Source organism: Streptosporangium heterodermiicola (assembly GCF_051390675.1).
GTDB lineage: Bacteria > Actinomycetota > Actinomycetes > Streptosporangiales > Streptosporangiaceae > Streptosporangium.
In genome coordinates this window covers 286,040-309,542 of record NZ_JBPJSR010000009.1, presented here as the reverse complement: position 1 = coordinate 309,542, position 23,503 = coordinate 286,040, and the positions used below count along the sequence as shown (strand labels likewise).

Annotated in this window: 20 protein-coding genes; 13 read left to right on the top strand and 7 right to left on the bottom strand. The window is 72.6% G+C overall.

Annotation, left to right across the window (positions count from 1 at the left end; all coding sequences use genetic code 11):
- Positions 1-48: 48 nt before the first annotated feature.
- The 3 genes from ACSC1Q_RS21575 to ACSC1Q_RS21565 all read right to left on the bottom strand — a co-directional run bounded on the left by ACSC1Q_RS21575 (position 49) and on the right by ACSC1Q_RS21565 (position 3,048).
- Positions 49-738, bottom strand: a complete 690-nt coding sequence (locus tag ACSC1Q_RS21575) for a response regulator transcription factor (protein WP_436760496.1) — start codon at positions 736-738, stop codon at positions 49-51.
- A 199-nt stretch (positions 739-937) separates the two neighbouring features.
- Complete coding sequence (locus ACSC1Q_RS21570; RefSeq protein WP_436760495.1) at positions 938-1,927, bottom strand: GNAT family N-acetyltransferase; 990 nt, start codon at positions 1,925-1,927, stop codon at positions 938-940.
- 146 nt (positions 1,928-2,073) lie between these two features.
- Positions 2,074-3,048 carry a helix-turn-helix transcriptional regulator gene (locus ACSC1Q_RS21565; protein ID WP_436760494.1) on the bottom strand — a complete coding sequence of 325 codons (975 nt, stop codon included), beginning with the start codon at positions 3,046-3,048 and terminating at the stop codon, positions 2,074-2,076.
- Positions 3,049-3,122: 74 nt separating this feature from the next.
- On the opposite strand from ACSC1Q_RS21565, the gene ACSC1Q_RS21560 reads away from it, so the two are divergent.
- The 3 genes from ACSC1Q_RS21560 to ACSC1Q_RS21550 all read left to right on the top strand — a co-directional run bounded on the left by ACSC1Q_RS21560 (position 3,123) and on the right by ACSC1Q_RS21550 (position 5,987).
- Positions 3,123-4,175 (top strand): ABC transporter ATP-binding protein, encoded by a 1,053-nt coding sequence (locus ACSC1Q_RS21560; protein ID WP_436760563.1) that lies wholly within the window; start codon positions 3,123-3,125, stop codon positions 4,173-4,175.
- Positions 4,172-4,921, top strand: a complete 750-nt coding sequence (locus tag ACSC1Q_RS21555; protein WP_436760493.1) for an ABC transporter permease — start codon at positions 4,172-4,174, stop codon at positions 4,919-4,921. Before ACSC1Q_RS21560 ends, ACSC1Q_RS21555 begins: the two co-directional genes overlap by 4 nt.
- Positions 4,922-5,138: 217 nt before the next feature.
- On the top strand, positions 5,139-5,987 hold the full coding sequence (locus ACSC1Q_RS21550; RefSeq protein ID WP_436760492.1) for an arylamine N-acetyltransferase family protein: 849 nt from the start codon (positions 5,139-5,141) through the stop codon (positions 5,985-5,987).
- 69 nt (positions 5,988-6,056) lie between these two features.
- Here ACSC1Q_RS21550 and ACSC1Q_RS21545 read toward each other — a convergent pair whose 3' ends face one another.
- Positions 6,057-7,673, bottom strand: coding sequence for a class I adenylate-forming enzyme family protein (locus tag ACSC1Q_RS21545; protein WP_436760491.1), 1,617 nt, complete (start codon positions 7,671-7,673; stop codon positions 6,057-6,059).
- Between the two features lie 165 nt (positions 7,674-7,838).
- Here ACSC1Q_RS21545 and ACSC1Q_RS21540 point away from each other — a divergent pair, with 165 nt between their 5' ends.
- The 4 genes from ACSC1Q_RS21540 (at position 7,839) to ACSC1Q_RS21525 (ending at position 14,624) form a co-directional block, all read left to right on the top strand.
- A complete protein-coding gene (locus tag ACSC1Q_RS21540) occupies positions 7,839-9,413 on the top strand; it encodes a serine/threonine-protein kinase (RefSeq protein WP_436760490.1) in 1,575 nt (524 codons plus the stop codon).
- The gene (locus tag ACSC1Q_RS21535) at positions 9,410-11,593 is read left to right on the top strand and encodes a protein kinase family protein (RefSeq protein WP_436760489.1); all 2,184 of its coding nucleotides are present in this window, start codon (positions 9,410-9,412) and stop codon (positions 11,591-11,593) included. The genes ACSC1Q_RS21540 and ACSC1Q_RS21535 overlap by 4 nt, the downstream gene beginning before the upstream one ends.
- The gene (locus ACSC1Q_RS21530; protein WP_436760488.1) at positions 11,586-13,136 is read left to right on the top strand and encodes a serine/threonine-protein kinase; all 1,551 of its coding nucleotides are present in this window, start codon (positions 11,586-11,588) and stop codon (positions 13,134-13,136) included. Before ACSC1Q_RS21535 ends, ACSC1Q_RS21530 begins: the two co-directional genes overlap by 8 nt.
- Positions 13,137-13,271: 135 nt before the next feature.
- Entirely contained in the window at positions 13,272-14,624 is a 1,353-nt protein-coding gene (locus ACSC1Q_RS21525; RefSeq protein WP_436760487.1) for a protein kinase family protein, read from the top strand.
- A gap of 74 nt (positions 14,625-14,698) precedes the next feature.
- On the opposite strand, the gene ACSC1Q_RS21520 is transcribed toward ACSC1Q_RS21525, so the two are convergent.
- Positions 14,699-15,619: a winged helix-turn-helix transcriptional regulator gene (locus ACSC1Q_RS21520; protein ID WP_436760486.1), complete on the bottom strand. Its 921-nt coding sequence runs from the start codon at positions 15,617-15,619 to the stop codon at positions 14,699-14,701.
- Positions 15,620-15,858: 239 nt separating this feature from the next.
- On the opposite strand from ACSC1Q_RS21520, the gene ACSC1Q_RS21515 reads away from it, so the two are divergent.
- The 4 genes from ACSC1Q_RS21515 (at position 15,859) to ACSC1Q_RS21500 (ending at position 19,896) form a co-directional block, all read left to right on the top strand.
- A complete protein-coding gene (locus ACSC1Q_RS21515) occupies positions 15,859-17,310 on the top strand; it encodes a carotenoid oxygenase family protein (protein WP_436760485.1) in 1,452 nt (483 codons plus the stop codon).
- 64 nt (positions 17,311-17,374) lie between these two features.
- Positions 17,375-18,544, top strand: a complete 1,170-nt coding sequence (locus ACSC1Q_RS21510) for an acetyl-CoA C-acyltransferase (RefSeq protein ID WP_436760484.1) — start codon at positions 17,375-17,377, stop codon at positions 18,542-18,544.
- A complete protein-coding gene (locus tag ACSC1Q_RS21505; RefSeq protein WP_436760483.1) occupies positions 18,541-19,578 on the top strand; it encodes an LLM class F420-dependent oxidoreductase in 1,038 nt (345 codons plus the stop codon). The genes ACSC1Q_RS21510 and ACSC1Q_RS21505 overlap by 4 nt, the downstream gene beginning before the upstream one ends.
- Positions 19,579-19,704: 126 nt before the next feature.
- Positions 19,705-19,896, top strand: coding sequence for a tail-anchor membrane protein (locus ACSC1Q_RS21500; RefSeq protein WP_436760482.1), 192 nt, complete (start codon positions 19,705-19,707; stop codon positions 19,894-19,896).
- A 136-nt stretch (positions 19,897-20,032) separates the two neighbouring features.
- On the opposite strand, the gene ACSC1Q_RS21495 is transcribed toward ACSC1Q_RS21500, so the two are convergent.
- Positions 20,033-20,344, bottom strand: a complete 312-nt coding sequence (locus ACSC1Q_RS21495; RefSeq protein WP_436760481.1) for a DUF3817 domain-containing protein — start codon at positions 20,342-20,344, stop codon at positions 20,033-20,035.
- 29 nt (positions 20,345-20,373) lie between these two features.
- The gene (locus ACSC1Q_RS21490; protein WP_436760480.1) at positions 20,374-21,234 is read right to left on the bottom strand and encodes an SURF1 family protein; all 861 of its coding nucleotides are present in this window, start codon (positions 21,232-21,234) and stop codon (positions 20,374-20,376) included.
- A 132-nt stretch (positions 21,235-21,366) separates the two neighbouring features.
- Here ACSC1Q_RS21490 and ACSC1Q_RS21485 point away from each other — a divergent pair, with 132 nt between their 5' ends.
- Positions 21,367-21,543 carry a hypothetical protein gene (locus ACSC1Q_RS21485; RefSeq protein WP_436760479.1) on the top strand — a complete coding sequence of 59 codons (177 nt, stop codon included), beginning with the start codon at positions 21,367-21,369 and terminating at the stop codon, positions 21,541-21,543.
- A gap of 391 nt (positions 21,544-21,934) precedes the next feature.
- On the top strand, positions 21,935-23,392 hold the full coding sequence (locus tag ACSC1Q_RS21480; RefSeq protein WP_436760478.1) for a flavin-containing monooxygenase: 1,458 nt from the start codon (positions 21,935-21,937) through the stop codon (positions 23,390-23,392).
- Positions 23,393-23,503: the final 111 nt, after the last annotated feature.

Genomic DNA, 23,503 nt, shown 5'->3' with positions numbered 1-23,503 from the left:
CACGGCCGTACCCGAGCGCGTGTTCACCGGCCGCGACCGGAGACCCGTTCACGGCTTGACGAGGGCGTAACCGACGCCGTGGACGGTACGGACGACGCCGGGGCCGAGCTTGCGCCGCAGGGCCCGCACGTGGCTGTCGACCGTGCGGGTGGCGGCGGCCTCGGAGAAGCCCCAGATGTCGGCCAGCAGCCGCTCGCGCTCGAAGACCTGGCCGGGGCGTTCGGCGAGGCGGCAGAGCAGGTCGAACTCGGTCCTGGTCAGCTGGGCCTCGGTGCCCCGCACGTAGACGCGGCGCTCCGCGGTGTCGATCTCGACCTCGGCGAGGCGGATGACCGTGTCGTTCACCGCCAGCTGGGAGGCCCGCTCGACCCTGCGCAGCAGGGCGTGCACCCGGGCGACCAGCTCGCGCATGCTGAACGGCTTCGCCATGTAGTCGTCGGCCCCGACCCCGAGTCCCACGAGCAGGTCGGTCTCCTCGCCCAGCGCGGTGAGCATGAGAACCGGCACCGGCCTGGCCGCCTGCATCCTCCGGCACACCTCCAGCCCGTCGAGGCCGGGCAGCAGCCGGTCGAGCACCACCACGTCGGGTCCCGTCCTCGCGTAGGCGGCCAGGGCCGCCTGGCCGTCCCCGACGACCTGCACGTCGAAACCCTCGGCGGCCAGCCTGTGGCGTACGGCCCGCGCGATCGTCTCGTCGTCCTCGACCACGAGGACACGTCGTTGTTGAGGGGTTGCCATGCCCGGCAGCGTAGACCGGAGCCGTGCAGAAGACCTGTGGTGAATTGTGAAGGTTCTGCGCACCCGGCGGCGAGGCCGGCCTACCGGCCGGGACTCTCGCTCGTGCGAGGGCCCCGGCCGGAGAGTCCGGGATCAGACGGAAACCCGGCCAGGATCAAACGGGAACCCGGCCGGGATCGGAGCAGGAAGCGAGCCCAGGTCAGACGAGGATCAGGCGGCGGCCGGTGATCCGGTAGCCGGTCCGGGCGAACGAGGCCGCCATGGGCGCGTTGCCCACGTCGGTGTTGTCCTTCACCTCGGGCTCGCCCTCGGCGGCGAAGATGTGCAGCGCCTCGGCGACCAGGTCGTCGGCGTAGCCGTGTCCCCGGTGGGCCGGGTCGACCCCGAGGTAGCCGATCGTGGCGTTCCTGGAGTTGCGCGTCGCCATCACGATGCCGACGAGCTCCCCCGACGCGTCGCGGGCGAGCCGCCACCGCCCGCGCCCGCCGGGCATGTCCGCGACCTCGGCCAAGGTCTTCTCGGCCGTCGCCCTCGCGCCGCTCTCCGCGAGGTTGCGCCGGTCCCAGTCGTCGAGGCTGCCCTCGGCGACACGGGCCAGCAGGTTCACCGCCGCCTCGTCGTCGCCGACCGGGGCGAAGGTGAGCCGGGCCGACCTGGGCGGCAGGCCGTACTCGGGGAGCCAGCGCAGGTTGAGCCGCTCGACGGACCGCCGCAGCCCGGCCTTCTCGGCGGCGGCGATCCGGTCGGAGGCGTCCGCGAACGCGTCGGGGCGCTCGCGCCAGTCGGCGGGCAGGAACAGGTGGTAGTCGGGCCGCGCCCCGGACGGTGTGGCGTACCCGGGCGTGACCAGGGCCGCGTACGCGGCGCGCAGCAGGGCGGCCCCCACCTCGATCCGGTCGGGGCCGGACCCGGGGTCGAGCCAGTCGAGGCTGAAGGGGTGCTCGGAACCCGGCGGCCCCCAGAAGGCGGCCCTGGCGACGACCTCGTCGCCGCGCAGCGCGACCCAGACCCATCCGGGCCGGTAGCCGAGCTCGTCGAAGGGCAGGTGGCGGGCACCGACGCCGGAGGCGGGGAGCGGGCCGTAGCGGTGGAACAGGTCGAACTCGCCCGCTTCGAGCGGACGGAACCTCACCTCGGGCATGGACGGGTCGGACAGGTCGGACAGGTCGGGCAGGGAAAGCTCGGACAAGCGAAACTCCAGAAAGCGGGTGCGCTTCCCGGGCTCAGGCGGCCTGTCGCCCGAGGCGGGAGCGCGTGACCAGGATGGCGAACATGTGCTCCTCACCTCCTCACACTCGAAGGGACGGTCAGGCTACCGGCGCGTCCACCCCGGCCTCAACCGGATAAACCGCTTCCGCCGCTCGCGCGGGCGAACCGTTCGCCGGTCGCGCGCAGGTAGTCCCGGAACTCCTCCGGCTGGACCACCTCGAAGTCGGCGCCCAGCGCGGCGAGGACCAGGACCGGCCACTCCAGCCCGTCGGCGTTCATCAGCAGCCGGCACGACCGGTCGCCGACGGCCTCGGCCGTCCCGCCCAAGGGCGACACGACCCGTTCGACCTCGGCGACCGTCGCCCGTACGACGACCACCACCTGGTACTGCGTCGGCATCGACGTGATGCTGTCGCGGACGAACGCCCCGGCGTCGCCGCCGGGCAGCTCGCGCGGGCGGAACCGGGCACCGGTCGACTCCGCGCCGGACAGCCGGTCGACGCGGAAGGTCCGCCAGCCGTGGCGTTCGACGTCCCAGGCGACGAGATACCAGCGGCGTCCCAGCGACACGAGGCGGTGCGGCTCGGCCAGCCGGGCCGTCCGGTCGCCGTCGCGCGCCGTGTACTCGAACCGCAGCCGCTCGTCGTCCCGGCACGCCTGGGCGATCACCGTCAGGGCGAGCGAGTCGACCGTGGGTCCCCCGCCCATGACGGCGGGGACGGTGTAGGCCCGCAGCGCGTCGACCCTCCGCCGCAGCCGGGGCGGCATCACCTGGACGACCTTGGTCAGCGCCCGGACCGACGTCTCCTCGATACCGGCCACGGCGCCCCCGGCCGCCGTGCGCAACCCGACGGCGATGGCCACCGCCTCCTCGTCGTCGAGCAGCAGGGGCGGCATGGTCGCACCGGTCTGGAGCTGGTAGCCGCCCGCGACACCCCTGTTGGCGTCGACCGGATAGCCCAGCTCGCGCAGCCTGTCGACGTCGCGCCGCAGCGTCCGCTCGCTCACGTCCAGCCGGTCGGCGAGCTCACCGCCCGGCCAGTAACGATGGGTCTGCAGCAGGGAGAGCAACCGCAGCATCCGCGCACTCGTGTTCGCCATGGATCCAGATTCTCGTTCATTCCGGTCAGAAAGTGGCCTGAATGGATTTTAGCGTGGTCCACATGAACAGCACGATGATCCGCACGAGCGGGCTGACCAGGCACTTCACCGTCAGGAAAGAGACGGTCGAGGCGGTACGCGGCCTCGACCTGCATGTCGCCTCCGGCGAGATGGTGGCACTGCTGGGACCGAACGGAGCAGGAAAGTCGACCACCCTGCGGATGCTCACCACGCTGCTCCCCCCGACCTCGGGCAGCGCGGAGGTCGCCGGACACGACGTGAGGACCGGACAGCGCGGCGTGCGCTCCCGGATCGGCTACACCGGCCAGGGCAACGGGGCCGCGCACAGCCAGCGGGGCCGTGACGAGCTGATCAGCCAGGGCCGCGCGCACGGGCTCGGCGCCCGCGCGTCACGCGACCGGGCGGCCGAGCTGATCGCCTCCCTGGACCTGGAGGGCGTCGCCGACCGGACGGTGTCGTCGCTGTCCGGCGGCCAGCGACGGCGGCTGGACATCGCGATGGGCCTGATCCACGCCCCCGACCTGCTGTTCCTGGACGAGCCCTCCACCGGCCTCGACCCGCAGAACCGGGCGAACCTCCAGGAGCACATCCGCGCGCTGCGCGCCGAGCACGGCACCACGATCGTCCTGACCACCCACTATCTCGACGAGGCCGACCAGATGGCCGAACGGGTCATCGTGATCGACCACGGGCGGATCATCGCCGACGACACCCCCGCGCGGCTCAAGGCCGACCACGCGGGCGACCGCGTCACCCTGACGTTCGGCGGCGAGCGGGACGCCGGGCGGGCCGTCACCGAGTCGCTGGGCGTCGTGGCGGGCGCGCGGGTCGAGCGGACCGGCGCGCGGGTCGTGATCGAGGTGGCCGGCGGCGTCCAGCTCGCGCCGAAGCTGCTGCGCGGCCTGGACGACGCGGGCGTCGAGGTGACCGGTGTCGAGGTCACCCGCCCCACCCTCGACGACGTCTTCCTCAACCTGACCGGCCGCAGCCTCCGCGAGGACGGCACCGCCGGACCCGGGACCACGGAACCCGGCACCACGGGATCCGCGACCGCGAGGCACACCGCCGAGTCCGGCGTCACCACCACCGAGGAGAACCCGGCATGAGCGGCACCACCATGGTCACCGACACCCTCACCGTCTTCAACCGCGAGCTGCGCCCCGTGCTGCGCAACCCGTTCTCCGTGATCTTCACGATGGTGCAGCCGCTGTTCTTCCTGGCGCTGTTCGCGCCCCTGCTCCCGGCCGTGGAGGGCGGGTCCGCGCTGCAGTGGTTCGTCCCCGGCATCGTGGTGATGTCCTGCCTGTTCGGCACCTCCTCCACCGGGGCGAACCTGCTGTTCGAGATCCAGACCGGGTCGCACGAGCGGATGCTCGTCTCCCCGCTGCGCAGGCCCGCCCTGATCGTCGGGCGCGCCCTGAAGGAGATCGTGCCGGTGCTCGCCCAGACGGTGGTCGTCGTCGCCGTCACCGTCCCGTTCGGGTTCCGCCCGCACCTCGCGGGAGCCCTCCTCGGCCTGCTGATCCTCGCCGTCTTCTGCGTGGGCCTCGGCGCGCTGTCCTACACGCTGGCGCTGGCGTCCAAGGACAGCGAGTGGATGTTCTGGGGGGTCCAGCAGACCCTGCTCTTCCCGCTGATGCTGCTCGCCGGGATGCTGTTGCCCGTCAGCGGCGGCCCCGGCTGGTTGCAGGTTCTCTCGCGGCTCAACCCGCTGACGTACGTCGTGGAGGCCGAGCGCGCCCTGTTCAACGGCGAGATCGTCTCGGCGGCCACCGGCGGCGGCCTGGTCGCGGCGGTGGCCGTGGCCGCGCTGGGCCTGCTCGTCGGCACCCGGGCCATGCGCCGCGCCTGACCCCCTGGCCGCACCCTGACTCACACCTGACCTCCCTGCCTGCCGGAAGCGCCGTGAACCTCCGCCGCCGGGACGCGGCGGAGGTTCACGGCCGACCGTCCACGGCCGCCTCACCCCTCCCCGGCCGTTCGCGACCGTCTCAGCCGTTCACGGCCGTTCCCCGGAAAGCGCATGTCCGACGCTAGGTCCGCGCCCGCCTCGGCGTTACCGTGACGGGGTGATCGATGTCACCGCGTATCTCCGCAGAATCGGTGTGAAGGTCGACGGACCTCCGAGCGCGGAGTCACTGCACCTGTTGCACCGGGCACACGTGGAGCGTGTGCCGTACGAGTGCCTGGAGATCTGGCTGGGCCGCCCGACGAGCGTCGACCCGGTGGAGTCGGCCGCGCGGATCATGCGGGGCCGGGGCGGCTACTGCTACCACCTGAACGGGGCCTTCTCCCTGCTGCTGAAGGCGCTCGGCTATCGGGTGACCCGGCACCTCGGCGGGGTGCAGGGCCGTGCCGGGGGCCCGGCGAACGTGGACGGCGGCCACCTGGTGCTCACCGTCTCGGGGCTGCCCGCTCCGGGCAATCCCGGCGGGGGGTGGCTGGTCGACCAGGGGCTGGGCGACGCGATCCACGACCCGCTCCCGCTCGTCGAGGGCACGTACCGGCAGGGTCCCTTCACCTACGGCCTGCGTCCCTCCGAGGTGGCGCCCGGCGGGTGGCGGTTCGACCACGACCCGCGCGGTGACTTCCTCGGCATGGACTTCCGTGCCGGGCCCGCCTCGATGCCGGAGTTCGCCGCGATGCACGAGTTCCTCTCCACCTCGCCCGAGTCGGGCTTCGTACGCGTGGCCACGGTCCAGCGGCGCGACGCGAGCGGTGTCGACGTCATGCGGGGCCTGGTCCTGGCACGTCTCGGCGACCGCGAGCACACCCAGACCGCGTGGACAGAACGCGACTACTTCGAGATGCTCGCCGACGTCTTCGGCCTGTCCCTGCCCGACGTCACCCCTGTCGAGCGGGCCAAACTCTGGCAGCGCCTGTGGACCGCCCACGAGAAGTGGTCCGACTCGTACTGACCCGTGGAAACGGCCCTCCCGGCGGCCCGGTCACGGGGGACCACGGCCGCCGGGAGGCAGTGGAGGGGCTCAGCCGAGCGACTCCTTCAGCTCCCGCTTGAGGATCTTGCCCAGCGGGTTGCGGGGCAGCGCCTCGACGACCTCCAGGCGTTCGGGGAGCTTGTACGAGGCGATGCCCTTGCCCCGCAGGTGGTCCACGACCGAGGCGAGGTCCACGGTCTCGCCGGGCTTGGGGACGAGCACGACGCAGACCCGTTCGCCGAGGACCTCGTCGGCGTAACCGACCACCGCCACCTCGGCCACCGCCGGGTGCCCGGAGACCAGCGCCTCCAGCTCGGCGGGCGCGATGTTCATGCCGCCCCGGATGACCAGGTCCTTGGCCCGGTCGACGTAGCGCAGATATTGCCCCTGGTCCCCGGCGATCTCGAACACGTCGCCGGTCCTCAGGTATCCGTCCTCGTCGAACGGGTCGGCGGCGGCCGTGCCCGGCAGGTAGCCGGAGAAGACGGTCGGCCCCGACAGGTGGAGCTCACCGGGGACCCCGGCCTCGACGATCTCCTCGCCGAGCGGGTCGACCAGCTTCGTCCTGGTCGCGCCGAGGGTGCCGGGCCAGCTGGTGCCCGGGGCGTCGGGCCGGGGGAAGAAACGGGCCCTGTCCTCGGGGTCGGGCATGTGCACCGGGTCGGAGAGCAGCGCGACGCCCTCGTTGGACCCGAAGAAATTGATGATCGCGATGCCGTACCTGTCCTGCCAGCCCTTGACCATCGGCGGCGGCAGCGGCGCCGAGCCGGAACCGATGCGGGTCAGCGTGGTGAGGTCGGTCCTGGCGAGGATCGCCTCCTGGTGGAGCAGCATCGTCAGCAGCGCGGGCGGGGCCAGGGTGTAGGTGACGCCCTCGGCCGCGATCTGCTTGAGGTACGTCGGCAGGTCGAACGGGTGGTGCTGGACGAGCACGGCACCGGTCTTCAGCCAGGGCAGGAAGACCCCGCCGATCCCGGCCATGTTGACCATGGGGAAGGGGTTGAGGATGACGTCGTCCTCGGTGAGGCCGGGGGCGTCCGCGCAGGTGGACGCGACCGCGAGCCAGTCGTAGTGGCACCTCGGCACGCCCTTGGGAGTGGCCTCGGTGCCGGAGGTCCAGCAGATCGTGACGGGGTCGGCGGGGTGGGCCTCGTACGGGACGCCCGGTGCCGCGTCCGGGGAGACGGTCGCGGTGTCGAGGTCGGCGCCCCAGGTGAGGGCCGGGATGTCGTCCGGCACGCGGGCGGCGGCGGTCGTCGAGGTGACGAAGAGCACGACCCCGGCGAGGGCGCAGAGCTGGTTCAGCTCGTACTCGCGGTACTGCACGGGGAACGGGGTGAGCACCGCGCCCACCCTGATCGCGGCGAGGAAGGTGACCGCGAGCTCCACGCTGTTGGGCAGCTGGACGGCGACCACGTCCCCGGGGCCGACGCCCCGGCCGCGCAGCACCCCCGCCACCCGGTCGACCTCGGCGTCCAGCTCGGACCAGGTGAGCCGCTTGACCTCACCGGGCAGCAGGTCGGCCTTGTTGAGCGGGTCGGCGATCGCGAGAGCACCGGGACGGGCGCTCACCTGGGCACGGAGCAGCCGGTCGATCGTGTCTCCGGTCCACCAGCCGCCGGAGGTGTAGCGGTCGATCCGCTCTTGCGTGTGCAGGCGCTTCATCGCGGCTCCAAGGGCGTCGTGAGGATGTTCGTGACACTACGAAAACAGAAGCCAGGGGTCAATGGATGAGGCGGAATCACTGTTCATTGGTTCATGTGCCGCTAAGTGACTATGTTGCTGTCCGCGATGGGATAAGCGAACGGGGTGAGCGGGATCGACACTCGAGTGCTGGCAGGCCGTTACCGACTGCTCAACCCTCTCGCCGAGGGCGGGGCGGGCACGGTCTGGCTCGCCACCGACGAGACGCTCGGCCGCGACGTGGCGGTGAAGGAGGTACGGCTCCCGGCCGACCTCGACCCCGTCAGGCGGCAGGAGGTCTTCTCCTCGGCGATCCGCGAGGCCAACCTCGCCGCCCGGCTCAAGCACCCCTCGATCGTGACAGTCCACGACGTGGTCGTCGACCAGGAACGGCCCTGGCTCGTCATGGAGCTGCTGTCGGGCTCGTCCCTGGAGCAGACCGTCCGCGACCGGCGCCCGCTCCCCGCGCACCAGACGGCCAGGATCGGCGTGGGCATCCTCAGCGCGCTCGGCGCCGCCCACGCCGCCGGGGTGGTCCACCGCGACGTCAAGCCGGGCAACGTCTTCCTCACCAGGACCGGCAAGGCCGTCCTCACCGACTTCGGCTTCGCGGTCGCCGAGGGCGAGGCCACCTCCGGCCGGACCGGCCACCTGGTCGGCTCGCCCAACTACATCGCGCCCGAACGGCTGCGCGGCGAGCGCGGCGGCCCCGCCTCCGACCTGTGGTCCCTCGGCGCCACGCTCTACTTCGCCGTCGAGGGGGTGCCCCCGCACCCGGCGGATACCCCCATCGCGGCGATCAGCCGGGTGCTCACCGAGCCGCCGAGGCCGCCGGAGCGCGCGGGCGAGCTCGGCCCGCTGCTGGTACGCATGCTCGACCCGGTCCCCGAGGCCCGGCCGTCCTTCGAGGCCGTCGCCCGCTCGCTGGGAGAGCTGGCCGCCGGTCATACGATCACCGGGACACCGGCCCCGTCACCCGCCCCCTCGTCACCCGCCCCCTCGCCGTCCCCCGGCCCCGGCCCCGCCGCCGCCTCCGTACGGCCGCCCGCGCCGCGCCCGAGCCGCACGGCGCTGTGGGCCGCCGTCGAGACGGCCGGGATCGGGGTGGTCATCGCGGTCACCTTCGGGGTGACGTTCCTGCTGACCTCGGACCCCACGGCCGCCGAGAAGCGGGTCAGGCTCAGCGAGAGTCCCGGCGCCTTCGCCACGCCGGTGGACGTGTGCGAGCTCGTCCCCGGCGCGATGGCCAGGCAGCTGCTGCCCGCGCTGGCGGGCGAGGGCAAGCCGACCAACGACGGCGGCTGCCAGTGGGCGACCGGCGGCATGGGGCTGGAGGTGCGTCTCTCCGGAGCCGACCAGTGGGGCAAGAGCCCCCGGCAGGCCCACGAGCTGTTCGTGAACCGGCGCCAGAGCGTCATACCGAGCGGGGAGAACGCCTGGAGCTGGCCGGAGATCCAGGCCGGCATCCGCTCCTCCCGCTCCACGGCGCCCACGGCGGTGAAACCCGCCGGGGACGAGGCGTTCGGCTACGACGTCTACGAGAATCGCAAGACAGGCAGGCTGGAGCAGAGCTACGTGGTCATGCGCGTGGACAACCTCGTCCTCGACGTCGGTTACACCGTGGTGGACGGCAGCAAGGACGGCCCGGCGATCCAGGCCGGAGCCCACACCACCGCGACGTGGATCGCGAACGCGTTGAACAAGCAGAAGGCGAGCGGATGAACCATCCAGACGTCCCTCGATCGCAGGGCAGGCACGCGGGCGGGCACACCGTCCCCGTCGCGCCGGGACCCGGGATCGCCGGAGCCGAGGGCCCGCCGATGCTTGAGCAGAGTTCCCTGGAACAGGTGGTCGCCCGGTTCGGGCCGATGTCCCCGCAGCAGGCCGCGGTGGTCGGGGTGGCCGTGCTGGACCAGCTCGTCGCGATGCACAGGCAGGGCATGCTGCACGGTGACGTGCGGCCGAGTTCGGTGCTGCTCGGCCCGTACGAGCAGATCGTCCTCGCCGGGCCGTCCCTGCCCTCCTCGCTCTTCACCTCTCCCGAGGGGGTGACCAGCCCGGCCGCCGACCTGTGGTCGCTCGGCGCGACCCTCTACACCGCCGTCGAGGGCCGTCCGCCGTCACCCGGCGGCTCCCTGGACAACGCGGGCCCGATCGCGCCCGTCCTGTTCCACCTGCTCGCGGGCGACCCGGCCCAGCGGCCCGACCCGGGCACCCTGCGCGGCGCCCTGGTCGAGGTCTCCCAGTACCGTCCCGAACCTCCGGCCGCGCCACCCCCGGGCACGCTCCCGCCGGGCACGCTCCCGCCGCCCCCGGGAAGCCCGCCCCCGGGGGGCCCGCTCCCCCAGGTTCCGGGAACCTCCGACCCGGGAGCGTCCGCCCCCTCCGTCCCCTTCCCTCCTGCCGTCCCCTTTCCTCCCGCCACCCCCGGCACCCCGGCGGCCTTCGGGCAGGCCCCTTTCCAAGGGCCCGGAGCCCAGGGGCCCGGAGCGCCCGGGACGCCGGGACCGCACACCGCGACCGGACCGGGCACGACCGGACCCACCGCGATCGGGCCGGTGACGACAGGGCCGACGGGGCCGACGGGGACGGGGACGACAGGACCCATCGCGACCGGACCGGGGATGACAGGACCGGGGGCGGCGGGGCCGGTCGCGGCCGGGCCTCAGGGGTGGGACACGACCGTGCCGCCCGGAAGTCCCGGAGCCCCTGGAGCCCCCGGAGCCCCTGGATCTCCGGGCGCCCCCGGCGTTCCCGGCGTCCCCGGAGGGCAGGGGGACGGCGGGACCGCTCCGCTCAACCCCGGGGAGGTGACCGCGCCCTTCAGGAAGAACCTGACCGAGCAGATGTCCGCCATCACGGCGAGGCTCCCCCTCCAGGACGTCCCCGTCCCTCCTCAGGTCGCGCTCTCCTCCTCCCCGGGCACACCGATCATCTGGCAGGCCCCGCCCTCGGTCCCGTCCCCGGTCCCGCCCTCGGCCCCGTCGCAGCAGGACACCCTCCACCAGGGCCCGCCCCACCCCGGTCTCCCCCCGCAGGGACCGCCTCATCAGGGACCGCCTCATCAGGAGTCGCCTCCGCAGGGGCCTCCCCAGGGGGGACGACCTCACCCCGGCGCGCCCGGCCCCACGCCACCACATCCGACTCCGAACCCGAACCCGCCGGACGCCCCCACCTCGCGCGAGCCGGCCCTCCTCCCCGTCCCCGCACCGGGAGAGACACCCGGCGAGCGGTCGACGTGGACGACGGGGGTGCTCGTACCCCGGCCGGTCGTGGCGCTGACCGGTGTGCTGCTCTTCGGCATGGCGGTCACCATCGGCGTCCTTCTCACCTCCGTGGTCGCGAACTCGGACGACGGCCTCTCCACCGCCGAACCCTCCGGCGCGAAGGGCCGCTTCGCCACGGCCCCCCGGGCCTGCAGCCTGCTCGACGACAAGCAGGTGAACGAGGTCGTGCCGGGCTTCAAGAGCTCGGAGGTCGAGCGCTCCGTCTGCAACTGGCTCAACCAGCACGACTGGCGCAAGCCCAACGTCGAGAAGTACGACCTGCGGGTCCGGTTGATCGCCCAGCGGCAGGACGGGTCGGAGGTCGCGAGGGCCAGGGAGTATCTGTCGGGCAAGAAGAAGGACCTCCTCGACAAGGGCCAGTTCACCACTCCCAAGCCCCTGCCGCCCAAGGACCTGCGGGGCGTCGGCGAGGAGGCGTTCACCTCCGGCGCGTACAACTCCATCAACCTGTACGGAGGCTCCTACAAGGCGACCGTGGTCTTCCGGATCAGCAACCTGATCGCCGAGGTCGACTACGAGCGCGGCGGCGTCAAGGAGGACCCCGACGGCAAGATCTCCGAAGGCGCGCTGAAGGTGGCCCGCTGGCTCACCGAGTCCCTGAAGACCGATGACTGATCGGGTCGCGGGCCCGCTGCCCGTGCTGGCGGGCCGCTACCGGGCGCTCGCGAGGCTCGGCGCGGGCGGGATGGGCGTGGTGTGGCGGGCTCGCGACGAGCTGCTCCACCGCGAAGTGGCGATAAAGGAGGTCAGGCTCGACCCGAACCTGCCCGAGGCGCAGCGCGCCGAGGCGCGGGAGCGCACCCTGCGCGAGGCGCGCGCCGCCGCCCGGCTGGGGCACCCGTCCATCGTGGCCGTGCACGACGTCGTGGCTCAGGACGGCAGGCCGTGGATCGTGATGGACCTGGTCGACGGCCGTTCGCTGGAACAGGCGGTCCAGGCCGAGGGACCGCTGCCGCCACGGCGGGTGGCCATGATCGGCCTGGCCGTGCTGGACGCGCTCGCCCTCGCGCACAGCCGGGGCATCGTGCACCGCGACGTGAAACCGGCCAACATCATGCTCGCCAGGAACGGCGAGGTGCTGCTCACCGACTTCGGCATCGCCACCCTGGAGGGGGACGTCCAGCTCACCTCCCCGGACGCGCTGGTCGGCTCCCCCGCGTACATGGCCCCGGAACGGCTGCGCGGCACCGACGACGGCCCGGCCACCGACCTGTGGTCCCTGGGGGCGACCCTGTACACGGCCGTCGAGGGCCGCAGCCCCTTCCGTCGCGACACCTCGGCCGCGACCATCGGCGCGATCCTCACCCAGGAGGCGCCCCCGCCCCGCCGGGCGGGTGAGCTGACTCCGGTGCTCGTCGCGACGCTGGTCAAGGATCCCCGGCGGCGCCCGGGAGAGGCCGGGCTGCGCGCCGCCCTGCGGCAGATCTCCCAGGGGCTGCCCGCGGAGCCGCTCTCCCAGCGCTCGCCCGCCCTGCCCGGCTCGCCCGTCTCGTCCCTCTCCTCGCAGGAGACCGTGCCCGGGAGACGGGTGGCCTCGCGCCGCCGTACCGGTCTGATCGCCGGGGCCGCGCTGGCCGCGGTGGCGATCGGAGCGGTGCTGCTGACGACGAACGCGGACGACCCCGAGGCGTCCCAGCCCTCGCCGCCGGCGGCCGGTGCCGGGCGGTTCACCACCGTGCCCGACGCCTGCTCGCTGCTGGCCGGCGCCCAGAGCCGGGCCGTGGTGCCCGGCTCGACCCCCGAACCCGCGGCGACCGACCTGAAGGCAGGGGAGTCGTACTGCGGCTGGGGCGGCCCGACGGAGACGCGCTGGTTACGGCTCTCGCTGGACCGCAAGGCACCCGTGCGGGCGAAGGCCGCCCCGGAGGTGGCCCACGAGTTCTTCGTCTCCGAACGCACCAAGGTCGTCGCCGACAGGGGGTCCGGCGTCTTCGGCACGACCGGCGCCGTCCGGAACACCGGCAGGCTGGGCGCGGAGGCCTTCGCCTACGACGTGACCGCGCTGGACCGGATCAACTCCACGGTCCGTTTCCGGATCAGCAACCTGCTGGTCGAGGTCGACGTGTCGCGGAAGGGCGATCGTCCCGACGCCGAGCTGCGCGGGCAGGCCCTCCGCGTCGCCCGCCAGGTCGCCGAGAAGCTGAACAGCAGTGACTGAGCACCCCCGGCCCGCGTACGGCCCCCTCGAACCCGCACGACTCGTTCCCACCACCCCCGGACGACCGGCACGACTCAGTCCCGCGCCCCCCGGGCGACCTGGGCGACTCAACCCCGCCGCACCCGGACGGCCCGCATGACCGATCCGAACCTGCTGGCCGGTCGCTACCGGCTGCTGGAGCGTCGCGACCGGGCCGGGACCAGCTGGCGTTCCCGCGACGAGTTGCTCCAGCGCGACGTCACGATCACCGGGATATCGCTCCCGCCGCCCGGCCCGCACCGTGAGCTGCTTCTCGGCCGGATCCGTGCGGCGGCCGACTTCAGGCATCCGAATGTCATCACCCTGCACGACGTCGTCTCCTTCCCCGACCAGGTGTGGCTGATCCTGGAGTCGGTCGAAGGCCGCTCGGTGCTGCGGACCGTCCGGGCCGAAGGACCGCTCACCTCCGAGCGGGCGGCCGAGGTCGGGCTGCGCGTCCTGGACGCGCAGACCGCCGCCCACGGGCGAGGCGTCCACCTCCAGGCCGACCCGGAGAGCGTCCTTCTCACCCCGGACGACAGGGTCGTCGTCACCGGCCTGGCCGCCTTCGACGCCACCGACGAGTTACGCGACCTGGGCGCCGTGCTGTTCACCGCCGTCGAGGGACAGGCCCCGGGCACCGGCCCGTACGCCGGACCGCGCCCGGCGGACGGCACCGGTCCGGCCCGGGGGGAGACCGGCGGGTCAGGTCCCGCCGTCACCGGGAGCACCGGGGGCGCGGGGGGCACAGGCGCGGCGGACTCCGGACCGCTGGCCCCGCTGCTGGAGGGCCTGCTGGCGGCCGACCCCGCCCACCGCCCTGACGCAACCACGGCCCGCACGGTCCTGCTGGGACTCACCTCCCGCCCCGCGAGGTCCCGCCCCGGCCGCCTGCTCCCCGTGGCCGCCGCGCTCGTCCTCCTGCTCCTGGCCGTCGGCGGTACGGCGTTCTGGTTGTGGCCCCGTCCCGAGGCCCGGCCGCCGAGCCCGGCTCCGCTGCCCACCTTCTTCGCGAAGGCCCCGGACCCCTGTTCCCTGATCTCGGCGGAGTGGGCCGAGCGTCTCTATCTCAAGACCTCCCCGTCGAGGAGGAAAACGACCTGCGACTGGTCGGCGGCGGACCCGAAGGCCCCCGGCGGCCTCAGGAACACGCTGGAGATCACTCTTGTCCGCGAACCGGAGGCGAAACTCGCGCACACGAAGTACCTCCGCCTCCGCTCGCAGGACGCGAAGGACACCCGGGTCATCAGCGCTCCGGCCGATGTGCCCGGTCTCGGGGACGAGGCCTACTTCTTCCAGCTCAGCAACGGCCATTCGAGCGTCAACTCGGTGGTCGTCGTCCGGGTGGGGAACATCGTGACGGCCCTGCAGTATCACCGGTTCACCGTTCCGGACACCGGCGGCAGGGGACGCGCCGGGGCGGTCCAGGCGGCCCACTGGACGGTCGACTCACTGCGCGGCCGGAAATGAGCACGGCCGGAGATGAAAGCCCGGAGACGAGCACGACCGGAGACGAGAACCCGGGGAGGAGTCCCGGGCCGCCGTCACTCGGGTAGGACGAAACGGACCTCGCGCCGCTGGAGCGGCCGGCCGCACGCCCGGCACAGCAGAACCGGCTGGAAGGTGGCGCCGCAGAGCGCGTGGGTGATCGACAGGGCCGACCCCCCGGGGGCGGGGAGCTCGCGCTGGGCCCAGTCGACCAGGAAGGCGAACACCTCGAAGAAGGCGAGCCCCTTGTCGGTGAGCCGGTACGAGCCGTCGGGCCGGGCGTCGAAGACGCGCAGCTCGACGAAGCGGCGCAGCCGGTCGGTGAGCACCGAGGGCGCGATGCCGAGCCCGGACTGGAAGTCGACGAAGCGGCGGGTGCCCAGGAACGCCCCGGCCAGGACGCTGGTGCTCCACCGGTCGCCGAGGATCTCCATCGACGCCGGGCAGTAGCCGATCAGGTCGGGCGGGGCGTCGGAGCGGACCGTGCGGCGGTGCCGCCTCGGCGGGCCGATCCTGGAGAACGTGGCCAGCGGGCCTGGCTCGGTCCGGGTGTCGCGGGCGCTCATCGGCTCCAGGCAGGAACCGCACCCGAGGTACGGCTTGGCGTCCTGGCCGCACTGCTCGTGCAGCAGCGGCGGGAGCCGCCCCGGGGCGACCCAGTCGCGCTCCCACGCCTGGATGGCCACCAGCAGGGCCCACAGCTGGAGCCCGCGCTCCGTCAGCCGGTACTCGTAGCGGGTGCGGCCGTCGCGGTACGCCGACAGCTCGAAGATGCCGTGGTCGACCAGCTCCCTCAGCCTGGCGGCGAGGACCGACTCGGAGATGCCCAGCGCGTCGCGCCAGCCGGCGAAGGTCCTGATCCGCAGCAGGAACGCCCGCTGCAGGATCAGCAGCACCCACCGGTCTCCCAGGATCACCAGGGCCTGCCCGATCGCACTGAGCTCGGTCCGGGACGGCTCCCGCTCAGTGCCGTTCACAGCCTGTCCTCCCGATGGATGGTCGCGTGGTCGTGCTCGCCGCCGGCAGGCGGGTCCGTACCCGTTTTCGACGAACACGGTCATGTTCGTCGCCATCAGGTATGGCCGTGCCCGCTCCCGGCGAAACCGCCAAACTACCAACCCGGTATCGCGCGGACAGCGCGGGCGCCCCTCCTGTCCACGCCACCGGCGGAGAACGGTCATTGACGAGCTGACTTCTTTTATCGTAGCTTCAGGACATGGCGGAACCTGTGATGGTCATGGACGAGTCGGGCGAGCCGAATCCGTACCTGCTGGGCGTCTACGCGCCGGTCCAGGACGAGATCACGGCCGAGAACCTGAAGGTCGTCGGCGAGATCCCGAAGGACCTCAACGGCGTCTACCTGCGCAACGGGCCCAACGCGCGGTTCCCGATGAAGGGGCGCTACCACTGGTTCGACGGCGACGGCATGGTGCACGCGATGCACTTCGAGAACGGCAGGGCCCGTTACCGCAACCGCTACGTCAAAACCAGGGCGTTCGAGGCCGAGTCGGCGGCCGGGCGGTCGCTGTGGACCGGCGTGATGGAGAACCCGAAGGGCAACCCGTTCGGCAACACCCGCGGGCTCGGCCTCAAGGACTCCGCCAACACCGACGTGACCTTCCACCGCGGCCAGGTCCTCACCACCTGGTACCTGTGCGGCTCCCCGTACGGCATGGACCCCCTCAGCCTGGAGACGCTCGGCGCCGAGACCTTCCTCGACACGCTGACCGGCGACTTCATGGCCCACCCCAAGGTCGACGAGCGGACCGGGGAGCTGTTCTGGTTCGACTACGGGCCCCGCAGGCCGTACCTGCGCTACGGGGTGGTCGGCGCGGGCGGGCAGGTCGAGCACCGCGTGGAGCTGGAGCTGCCGGGGGCGCGGCTGCCGCACGACATGGCGATCACCGAGAACCACGCGATCCTCATGGACCTGCCGCTCTATCAGGACATGGACGCCGCCCGGCAGGGCCGCTACAAGCTCACGTTCGACCGGGAGCTGCCGTCGCGCTTCGGCGTCATCCCCCGGCGCGGGCAGGCGCACGAGATCCGCTGGTTCGACGCGAAACCCTGCTACATCTACCACGTCGTCAACTCCTGGGAGGAGGACGGGGAGATCGTCCTGGACGTCTGCAGGGTGGGCCGGCCCGCGCCCGCCGGGAGCGGCAGCCCGCTGGCCCGCATGATCTCCTACCTCAAGCTCGACGCGCGGATGTACCGCTACCGCTTCGACCTGCGCACCGGCCGCACGTCCGAGGGCTTCGTGGACGAGGACCACAACACCGAGTTCCCCTCGATGGACGCCCGGCTGACGGGCCTGCGGTCGCGCTACGCCTACAACGTGTCCGTCAAGGACGCCACGACCAACCTCTTCGACGGCCTGGTCCGCTACGACAACGTGACGGGCGGCAAGGAGACGTACTACTACGGCGAGCACCGCTACGGCAGCGAGGCCCCGTTCGCGCCGCGCGACGGCGCGACGGACGAGGAGGACGGCTATCTCGTCAGCTTCGTCACCGACGAGCGCGAGGGCACCTCCGAGGTGCAGGTCCTGCACGCGGCGAACCTGGCCGCCGGGCCGATCGCCCGGATCATCCTGCCCCAGCGGGTGCCACTCGGCTTCCACGCCACCTGGGTACGCGCCGACCAGCTGAAGGGCTCGACCGCGTGAAACGTGACCGCGTGAGGACCGACCGCGTGAGGACCGCGTACGACATCCGGCAGGAGCGGGACAGATGACGACACACATCTACGAGACGGTCAGGACCCCCCGGGGCAAGGCGCGGCCCGGCGGAGGGCTGGCGGACGTGACGCCGCTGACCATGCTGGAGAGGCTCCTGGACGCCCTGCGCGAGCGGACCGGCGTCGAGCGGGCGGACGACATGATCGTCGGCTGCGCCTCGCAGAACGCCGGCCAGGGCGGCAACCTCGCCAGGACCGCGGCGCTCACCGCGGGCTTCGACACCCCCGGCATGACCGTCAACCGCTACTGCACCTCGGGCATCGACGCGGTCCGTACGGCCTTCGCGCTCGTGGAGTCCGGGCAGAGCGGCGTCGTGGTCGCCGGAGGGGTCGAGTCGGTCTCCCGGGTGCCGATGTTCTCCGACGGCGGGCCGCTGTGGGCCGACCCGGCGGTGGTGGACAAGGTCGGGTCGATCCACATGGGCATCGCGGCGGACCTGGTCGCGACGGTCGAGGGCTTCGAACGCGAGGAGCTCGACGCGTACGGCCTGCGCACCCAGACCCTGGCCGCCGAGGCGTGGGCCGCCGGGCGCCACGACCGCTCGCTGGTGCCGGTCAACGACCTGCGGCACGACGAGCACGTGCGGCCGGGCGTGACCCTGGAGGCGCTCGCCGCGATGGGACCCGCCTTCGCCGGTCAGGACGACCAGGACGCCATCGTCCGCAGGCACCGTCCCGAGGTCGGCGAGCTGCGCCACCTGCACACCCGGGGCACCTCCCCCAGCCTGTGCGACGCGGCGGGCCTGCTCCTGGTCGGCTCCGAGCGGGCGGGCGCGGAGCTCGGCCTGCGGCCCAGGGCCAGGATCGTGGGCACCGCGACCGCCTCCGTCGACCCCGTCACCATGCTCACCGCGGGACAGCTCGCGGTCGAACGGGTCGTCGCCGGGGCCGGGCTCACCCCCGACGACGTCGAGGTCTACGAGTTCGCCGAGGCGTTCGCCGCGCTGTGCCTGAAGTTCCAGCGGGACCTGAAGGTCGGCGAGGACCGCTTCAACGTCAACGGCGGCACCATCGCGATGGGCCACGCCTTCGGCGCCACCGGGGCCGTCCTCATCGCCGCCTGCGCGGACGAGCTCGAACGCCGCGGCGCCCGGTACGGCGTCGCCGCGGTGAGCGGGGCCGCGGGCAGCGGTTCCGCCGTGCTGCTGGAGCGTGTCGCGTGAGGCTGGGCGTCTCCCTGGGACTCTGGCAGGACCGGCCCGCGGAGGAGGCCCTGCTGACCGCGAGGGCCGCCGACGAGCTGGGCTACGACGAGCTGTGGGTGGGCGAGATGGCCACCTACGACGCCTTCGCGCTGGCCACCGCGATCGGGCTGTCCACCGGCCGGATCGGGCTCACCGTGGGACCGCTGGCGGTGGCCGTACGGGATCCCATGATGATCGCGATGGGGGTGGCGTCGGTGGCCGGTCTCGTCGGGAGGCCGGTGAACGTGGCGGTCGGCACGTCGAGCCCGCTCGTCGTCGAGGAGTGGCACGGCAGGTCACGGGCGCGGTCGGCCACCGTGCTGCGGGAGGCGGTACGGGCGCTCAGGCCGCTGCTCGATGGCGACAAATCCGATTTTTCAGGTGAATGTGTGAAGAGTCGCGGCTATCGGCTCCGGCTTCCCGCGCCCCGCACCGAGCTGACCGTGGCCGCCTTCGGCGCCTCCGCCGTACGGACCGCCGCGACGGCCGACCGGATGGTGCTCAACCTGATCACCCCCGCCTCCGCGGCCCGCCTCACCGCCGATTTCCGCGCGGCGGCCCGGACGGCACCGGAACCGGACGCGGCCCCCGCGCCGACACCGACGCGGGGGCGGGGGCGGGACGCGGCCCGCGGGCAAGGCCCGGCACCGGTGGCGGGACCGAGGGTGGCGGCCTGGGTGACGGCCGCGATCGGCCCGGGACGCGAGGCGGTCGACCGGATACGGCGCGCCGTCGTGGGATATCTCGCCGCGCCCGGATACGGCGAGATGTTCGTCGAGGCCGGGTACGGGGACGTGGTCGCGTTCGCCAGGACCCGCCCGCACCCCCGCGAGCTGCTGGCCGCCATCCCCGACGGCCTGCTGGAGTCGGTCGCCCTGCTCGGTGACGTGGACGCGGCCCGCGAGCGCCTGCGCGCCTACGCCGACGCGGGCGTGGACGAGGTGGCCCTGGTCCCGGTCAGCACGGACGCCGACCCCGGCGGCGTGGCGACGCTCAGGGCACTGGCCGGATAGCGAAATCCGACGGCAAAATCACGATATATCTCGGTTGGAACCACCTCGGTAGGTCCACACGTTGGAACGGCGACGCACAATGAACTACAGACGGGGCGTCCGCCCCGCGTTCGGAGGATGTTGAGGATGTCGCCCGTCCAGAAGTACGCGATCGGCGCCGGTGCGGTGGTGTTCCTGTCGTGGCTGTTCCTGCCAGGTCTCGTGACGCTGCTGGTCCTCCTGGGCGTCGTCGCCGCCCCGGTCGTCGGCTACCTGATGCTCGACCCGTCCCAGCGCGAGCGCCTCAAGCGCTCGCGCCGCCGGGGGCTCGGCCGCTGACGCGGCACACGTGACCGCCACGACCGGTCCGGCCCGGCCACGCGAACCCGCGTCTCCGGGCCGGACCGGTCAGGCGGCGGTGACGGGCTCCGGGCGGACCCGCGCATCCCGGCCCGGCCGGACCGGGCCGAACGGATCAGGCGGTAGCGGTCGCGAGCTCCGACTCCACCCGCCGGGTGACCTTGCGCTCGAACACGAACGAGAGCAGCGGAACGGTGCCCGCGAGCATCACCCCGACGATGTACGGCCACGTCCAGCGCGCCTTCATGCCCAGGTTCATCGTGGCCACGAGATAGAGCATGTAGAGGAAGCCGTGGATCGGGGAGACGATCTTCGAGGGCTCCTCGATGCCGAAGCCGTACCTGAGCACGATGCAGGTGACCAGGACGAGCAGCATCACGCCGACGATGTAGGCCAGGATGCGAAAGGGCTTGAGAGCGGATTCCACGGTCGGTTACCTCGGTCTTGGGGTTCGGTTCACGGGGCGGTGCGGGCTGGTAGGGCGGGGATCTCCGGCTCGGCTCCCGGACCCGCCCCGGGATCGGCGTCGCCCCCGGGACCGGCGTCGGCGTTCCCAGGGGCGGGACCGGCGGGGGAAGAGGGATGGGGGTCGCGTTCCCGGGTGCGGCCGCGCAGCGCGTCGCGGACGAAGTGCCACCACATGAAGACCGCGAACAGCCCGAAGATCCACCACTGGGCGGCGTAGGCGAGGTTGCGCCAGGTGAGCCCGCCCGGCTCGGTCGGCGGGGCGACGCTCACCGGCCTGGCCGCGACCTCGGGGGCCGGAGACTGGGTGGCGGCGACCAGGAACCCGTCGCGCAGCCTCGTACCCCGCCAGACGTTGATCAGTTCGGCCGACGAGACGGTCATCACCTGTCCGGGCGGCAGCTGCCGGACCCGGCGCTGGACGCTGTCGGTGGCCTCCGAGGGCCGCAGGCGCCCGCTCACGGTCACCCTGCCCCCGGCCGGAGCCGTGACGGCGGGGTCCCCGGCCGTGGCCACCCAGCCGCGTACGACCGGGATGGAGGTGCCGTCGCCGAGGTCGAGCGGCGCGAGCAGCCACAGGCCGCCGTCGCGCTCGGCCACCAGGATCTGCTTCGAGGCGTCGAAGGTGCCCTCGGCGGTCACCCGGCGGCTGGCCTTGTCGGTCGTCAGGTGCTCCCCTGGCGCGGTGAGCGTGGCGACCGCCACGGGGGCCGGGTCGAGCAGCGACTGGGGCTTGCCGGACTCCTCGAAGACGCCGAGCTGCCACCTGCCCAGCAGGCCGCACACGACGAGGGCTCCGACCGCGAGCAGGTGGAGCGCCACCACGCGGGCGGAGAACAGGATCCGGAGCATGACACCACGCTATCCGCCCCTGTCGGCGGTCCGGTCCCCAGCACCCGCCCTTGGCGAGGCACCGGGACATCCTTCCCGTGAAAGTGGACAAATCAGTGTTGGAGGGTATCCCGTATCGCTAAAGTCATCCCCATGTCTGATCCTCAGCCGATTGACCCCGCGGGCAACACCCAGGCGTTCCGTGCGTTCGCCCAGCGTAAGGACCCGGAGGCCGTTCCCGAGAAGCGGTCGCTCGCCCTGCCGATCACGGCAGCGGTGGTGGTCGCGGTGCTGGTCGTCGTCGCCGTGGCCGCGTACCTGCTGCTCTGAACGACCCGCTCCGAACAACCTGCACTGACGACCGGAGTGTCCGCAGCGCCGACGGCATCGCCCTCGGCGCTTTTCGCGTTCCCGAACTACCGGACTCTTCCGGGCACGGAAGGATACCGACCGGTCGGCCCGGAACGCTCCGTCACCTCCCGAGGATGGACGACGCGCTCCCCGCTCATTACATTGGACCAATAATCCAATAGAAACGAGCATCACGAACGCCCGCGTCACCGCGGCCGGAACCGAAGAGAAGCCCGCACCGAAGAGAAGCCCGCGCCGTCACGAGGGCCACCACCGGCTCGAAACCGGCAGGGGACCACGAAGAACCGCGAGGAACCGGCGGGAGAGCCCGAGAGGCCGGCGGGAGGGCGACGGGGAGCGAGGAGGCCCGATGAGCACGCACCCCGGGATCACGATCATCGGCTCCGGCTTCGCCGGGCTGGGCATGGCGATCAAGCTCAAGGAAGCCGGATACCACGACTTCGTCATCCTGGAGAAGGCCGGAGACGTGGGCGGGACCTGGCGTGACAACACCTACCCCGGCTGCGCCTGCGACGTACCCTCGCACCTGTACTCCTTCTCGTACGAGCTCAACCCCGGCTGGTCGCGGATGTTCTCCCCCCGGGCCGAGATCCGCGACTACCTGCGGGCCTGCGTCGAGAAGTACGGCCTCTCCCCCCACCTGCGGTTCGGCGAGGAGGTCGCCGGGCTGGAGTACGACGACGCGGCGCGCCACTGGCGGGTGGACGTCGCCGGGGGCGGGACCTTCACCACCAACGCCGTGGTCTCGGGCACCGGCGCGCTGCACGTGCCGTCACTGCCCGCGATCCCCGGCCGCGAGAGCTTCGCGGGGCCGTCCTTCCACTCCGCCGAGTGGGACCACTCGGCGGACCTGACCGGGAAACGGGTCGCGGTCATCGGCACCGGCGCGTCGGCGGTCCAGTTCGTCCCGCGGATCGCCGGGCGGGTCTCCAGGCTGCACGTCTTCCAGCGCACGCCTCCCTGGATCCACCCCAAGCCCGACTTCCCCTTCTCCCCCCGGGCGAAGCGGATCCTCGGCCTGCCCGGCGCCGCCCGCGCGCTGCGCGACGCGATCTACTGGGCCCTGGAGAGCCGGGCGCTGGGCTTCGCCGTCGACCCGCGCCTGATGGGGGCCCACCGGGAGCTGGCCCTGCGCCATCTGGCCGCCCAGGTCCCCGACCCGGCGCTGCGCGCCAGGCTCACCCCCGGCTACACGATCGGCTGCAAGCGCGTCCTGATCTCCAGCGACTACTATCCGGCGCTGGGCAGAGACAACGTCGAGGTGATCACCGACGAGGTGCGGGAGATCAGGGAGGGGTCGATCGTCTACGGCACCGGCGGGGAGACCGAGGTCGACGTGATCGTCTACGGCACCGGCTTCAAGGTCACCTCCGCGCTGGACGAGCGGCGGATCGTCGGCAGGCACGGCAGGAAGATCCAGGACGCCTGGCAGGACGGCGCGCAGGCCTACTACGGCGTCACCGTCGCCGGGTTCCCGAACCTGTTCTTGCTGCTCGGCCCCAACACCGGCCTGGGCCACAACTCGGTCGTCTTCATGATCGAATCACAGGTCCGGTACGTCCTGGGCTGCCTGCGCCTGCTGTCCAGGACGAAGGCGAGGGCCCTCGACGTCCGCCCCGAGGCGCAGCGCGCCCACAACGACCGCCTCCAGGACCGCCTGAACCGCCGTGTCTGGAACACGGGCGGCTGCGGCAGCTGGTATCTCGACGAGCACGGCCTCAACAGGACCCTCTGGCCGGGCTTCACCTTCGAATACTGGGCACGCACCCGGACCCCGAGACGGGAGGCCTACGAGCTGATCCCCTGACCGCTTCCCTCACCGGCGAGGCCGCCCCCACCGCCCCCGGCTCCTACCGGCACCGCCACCTGACGACGCCCGGCGACGCGGTCGAGACCGCGCCGCCGGGGTCGGCATCCG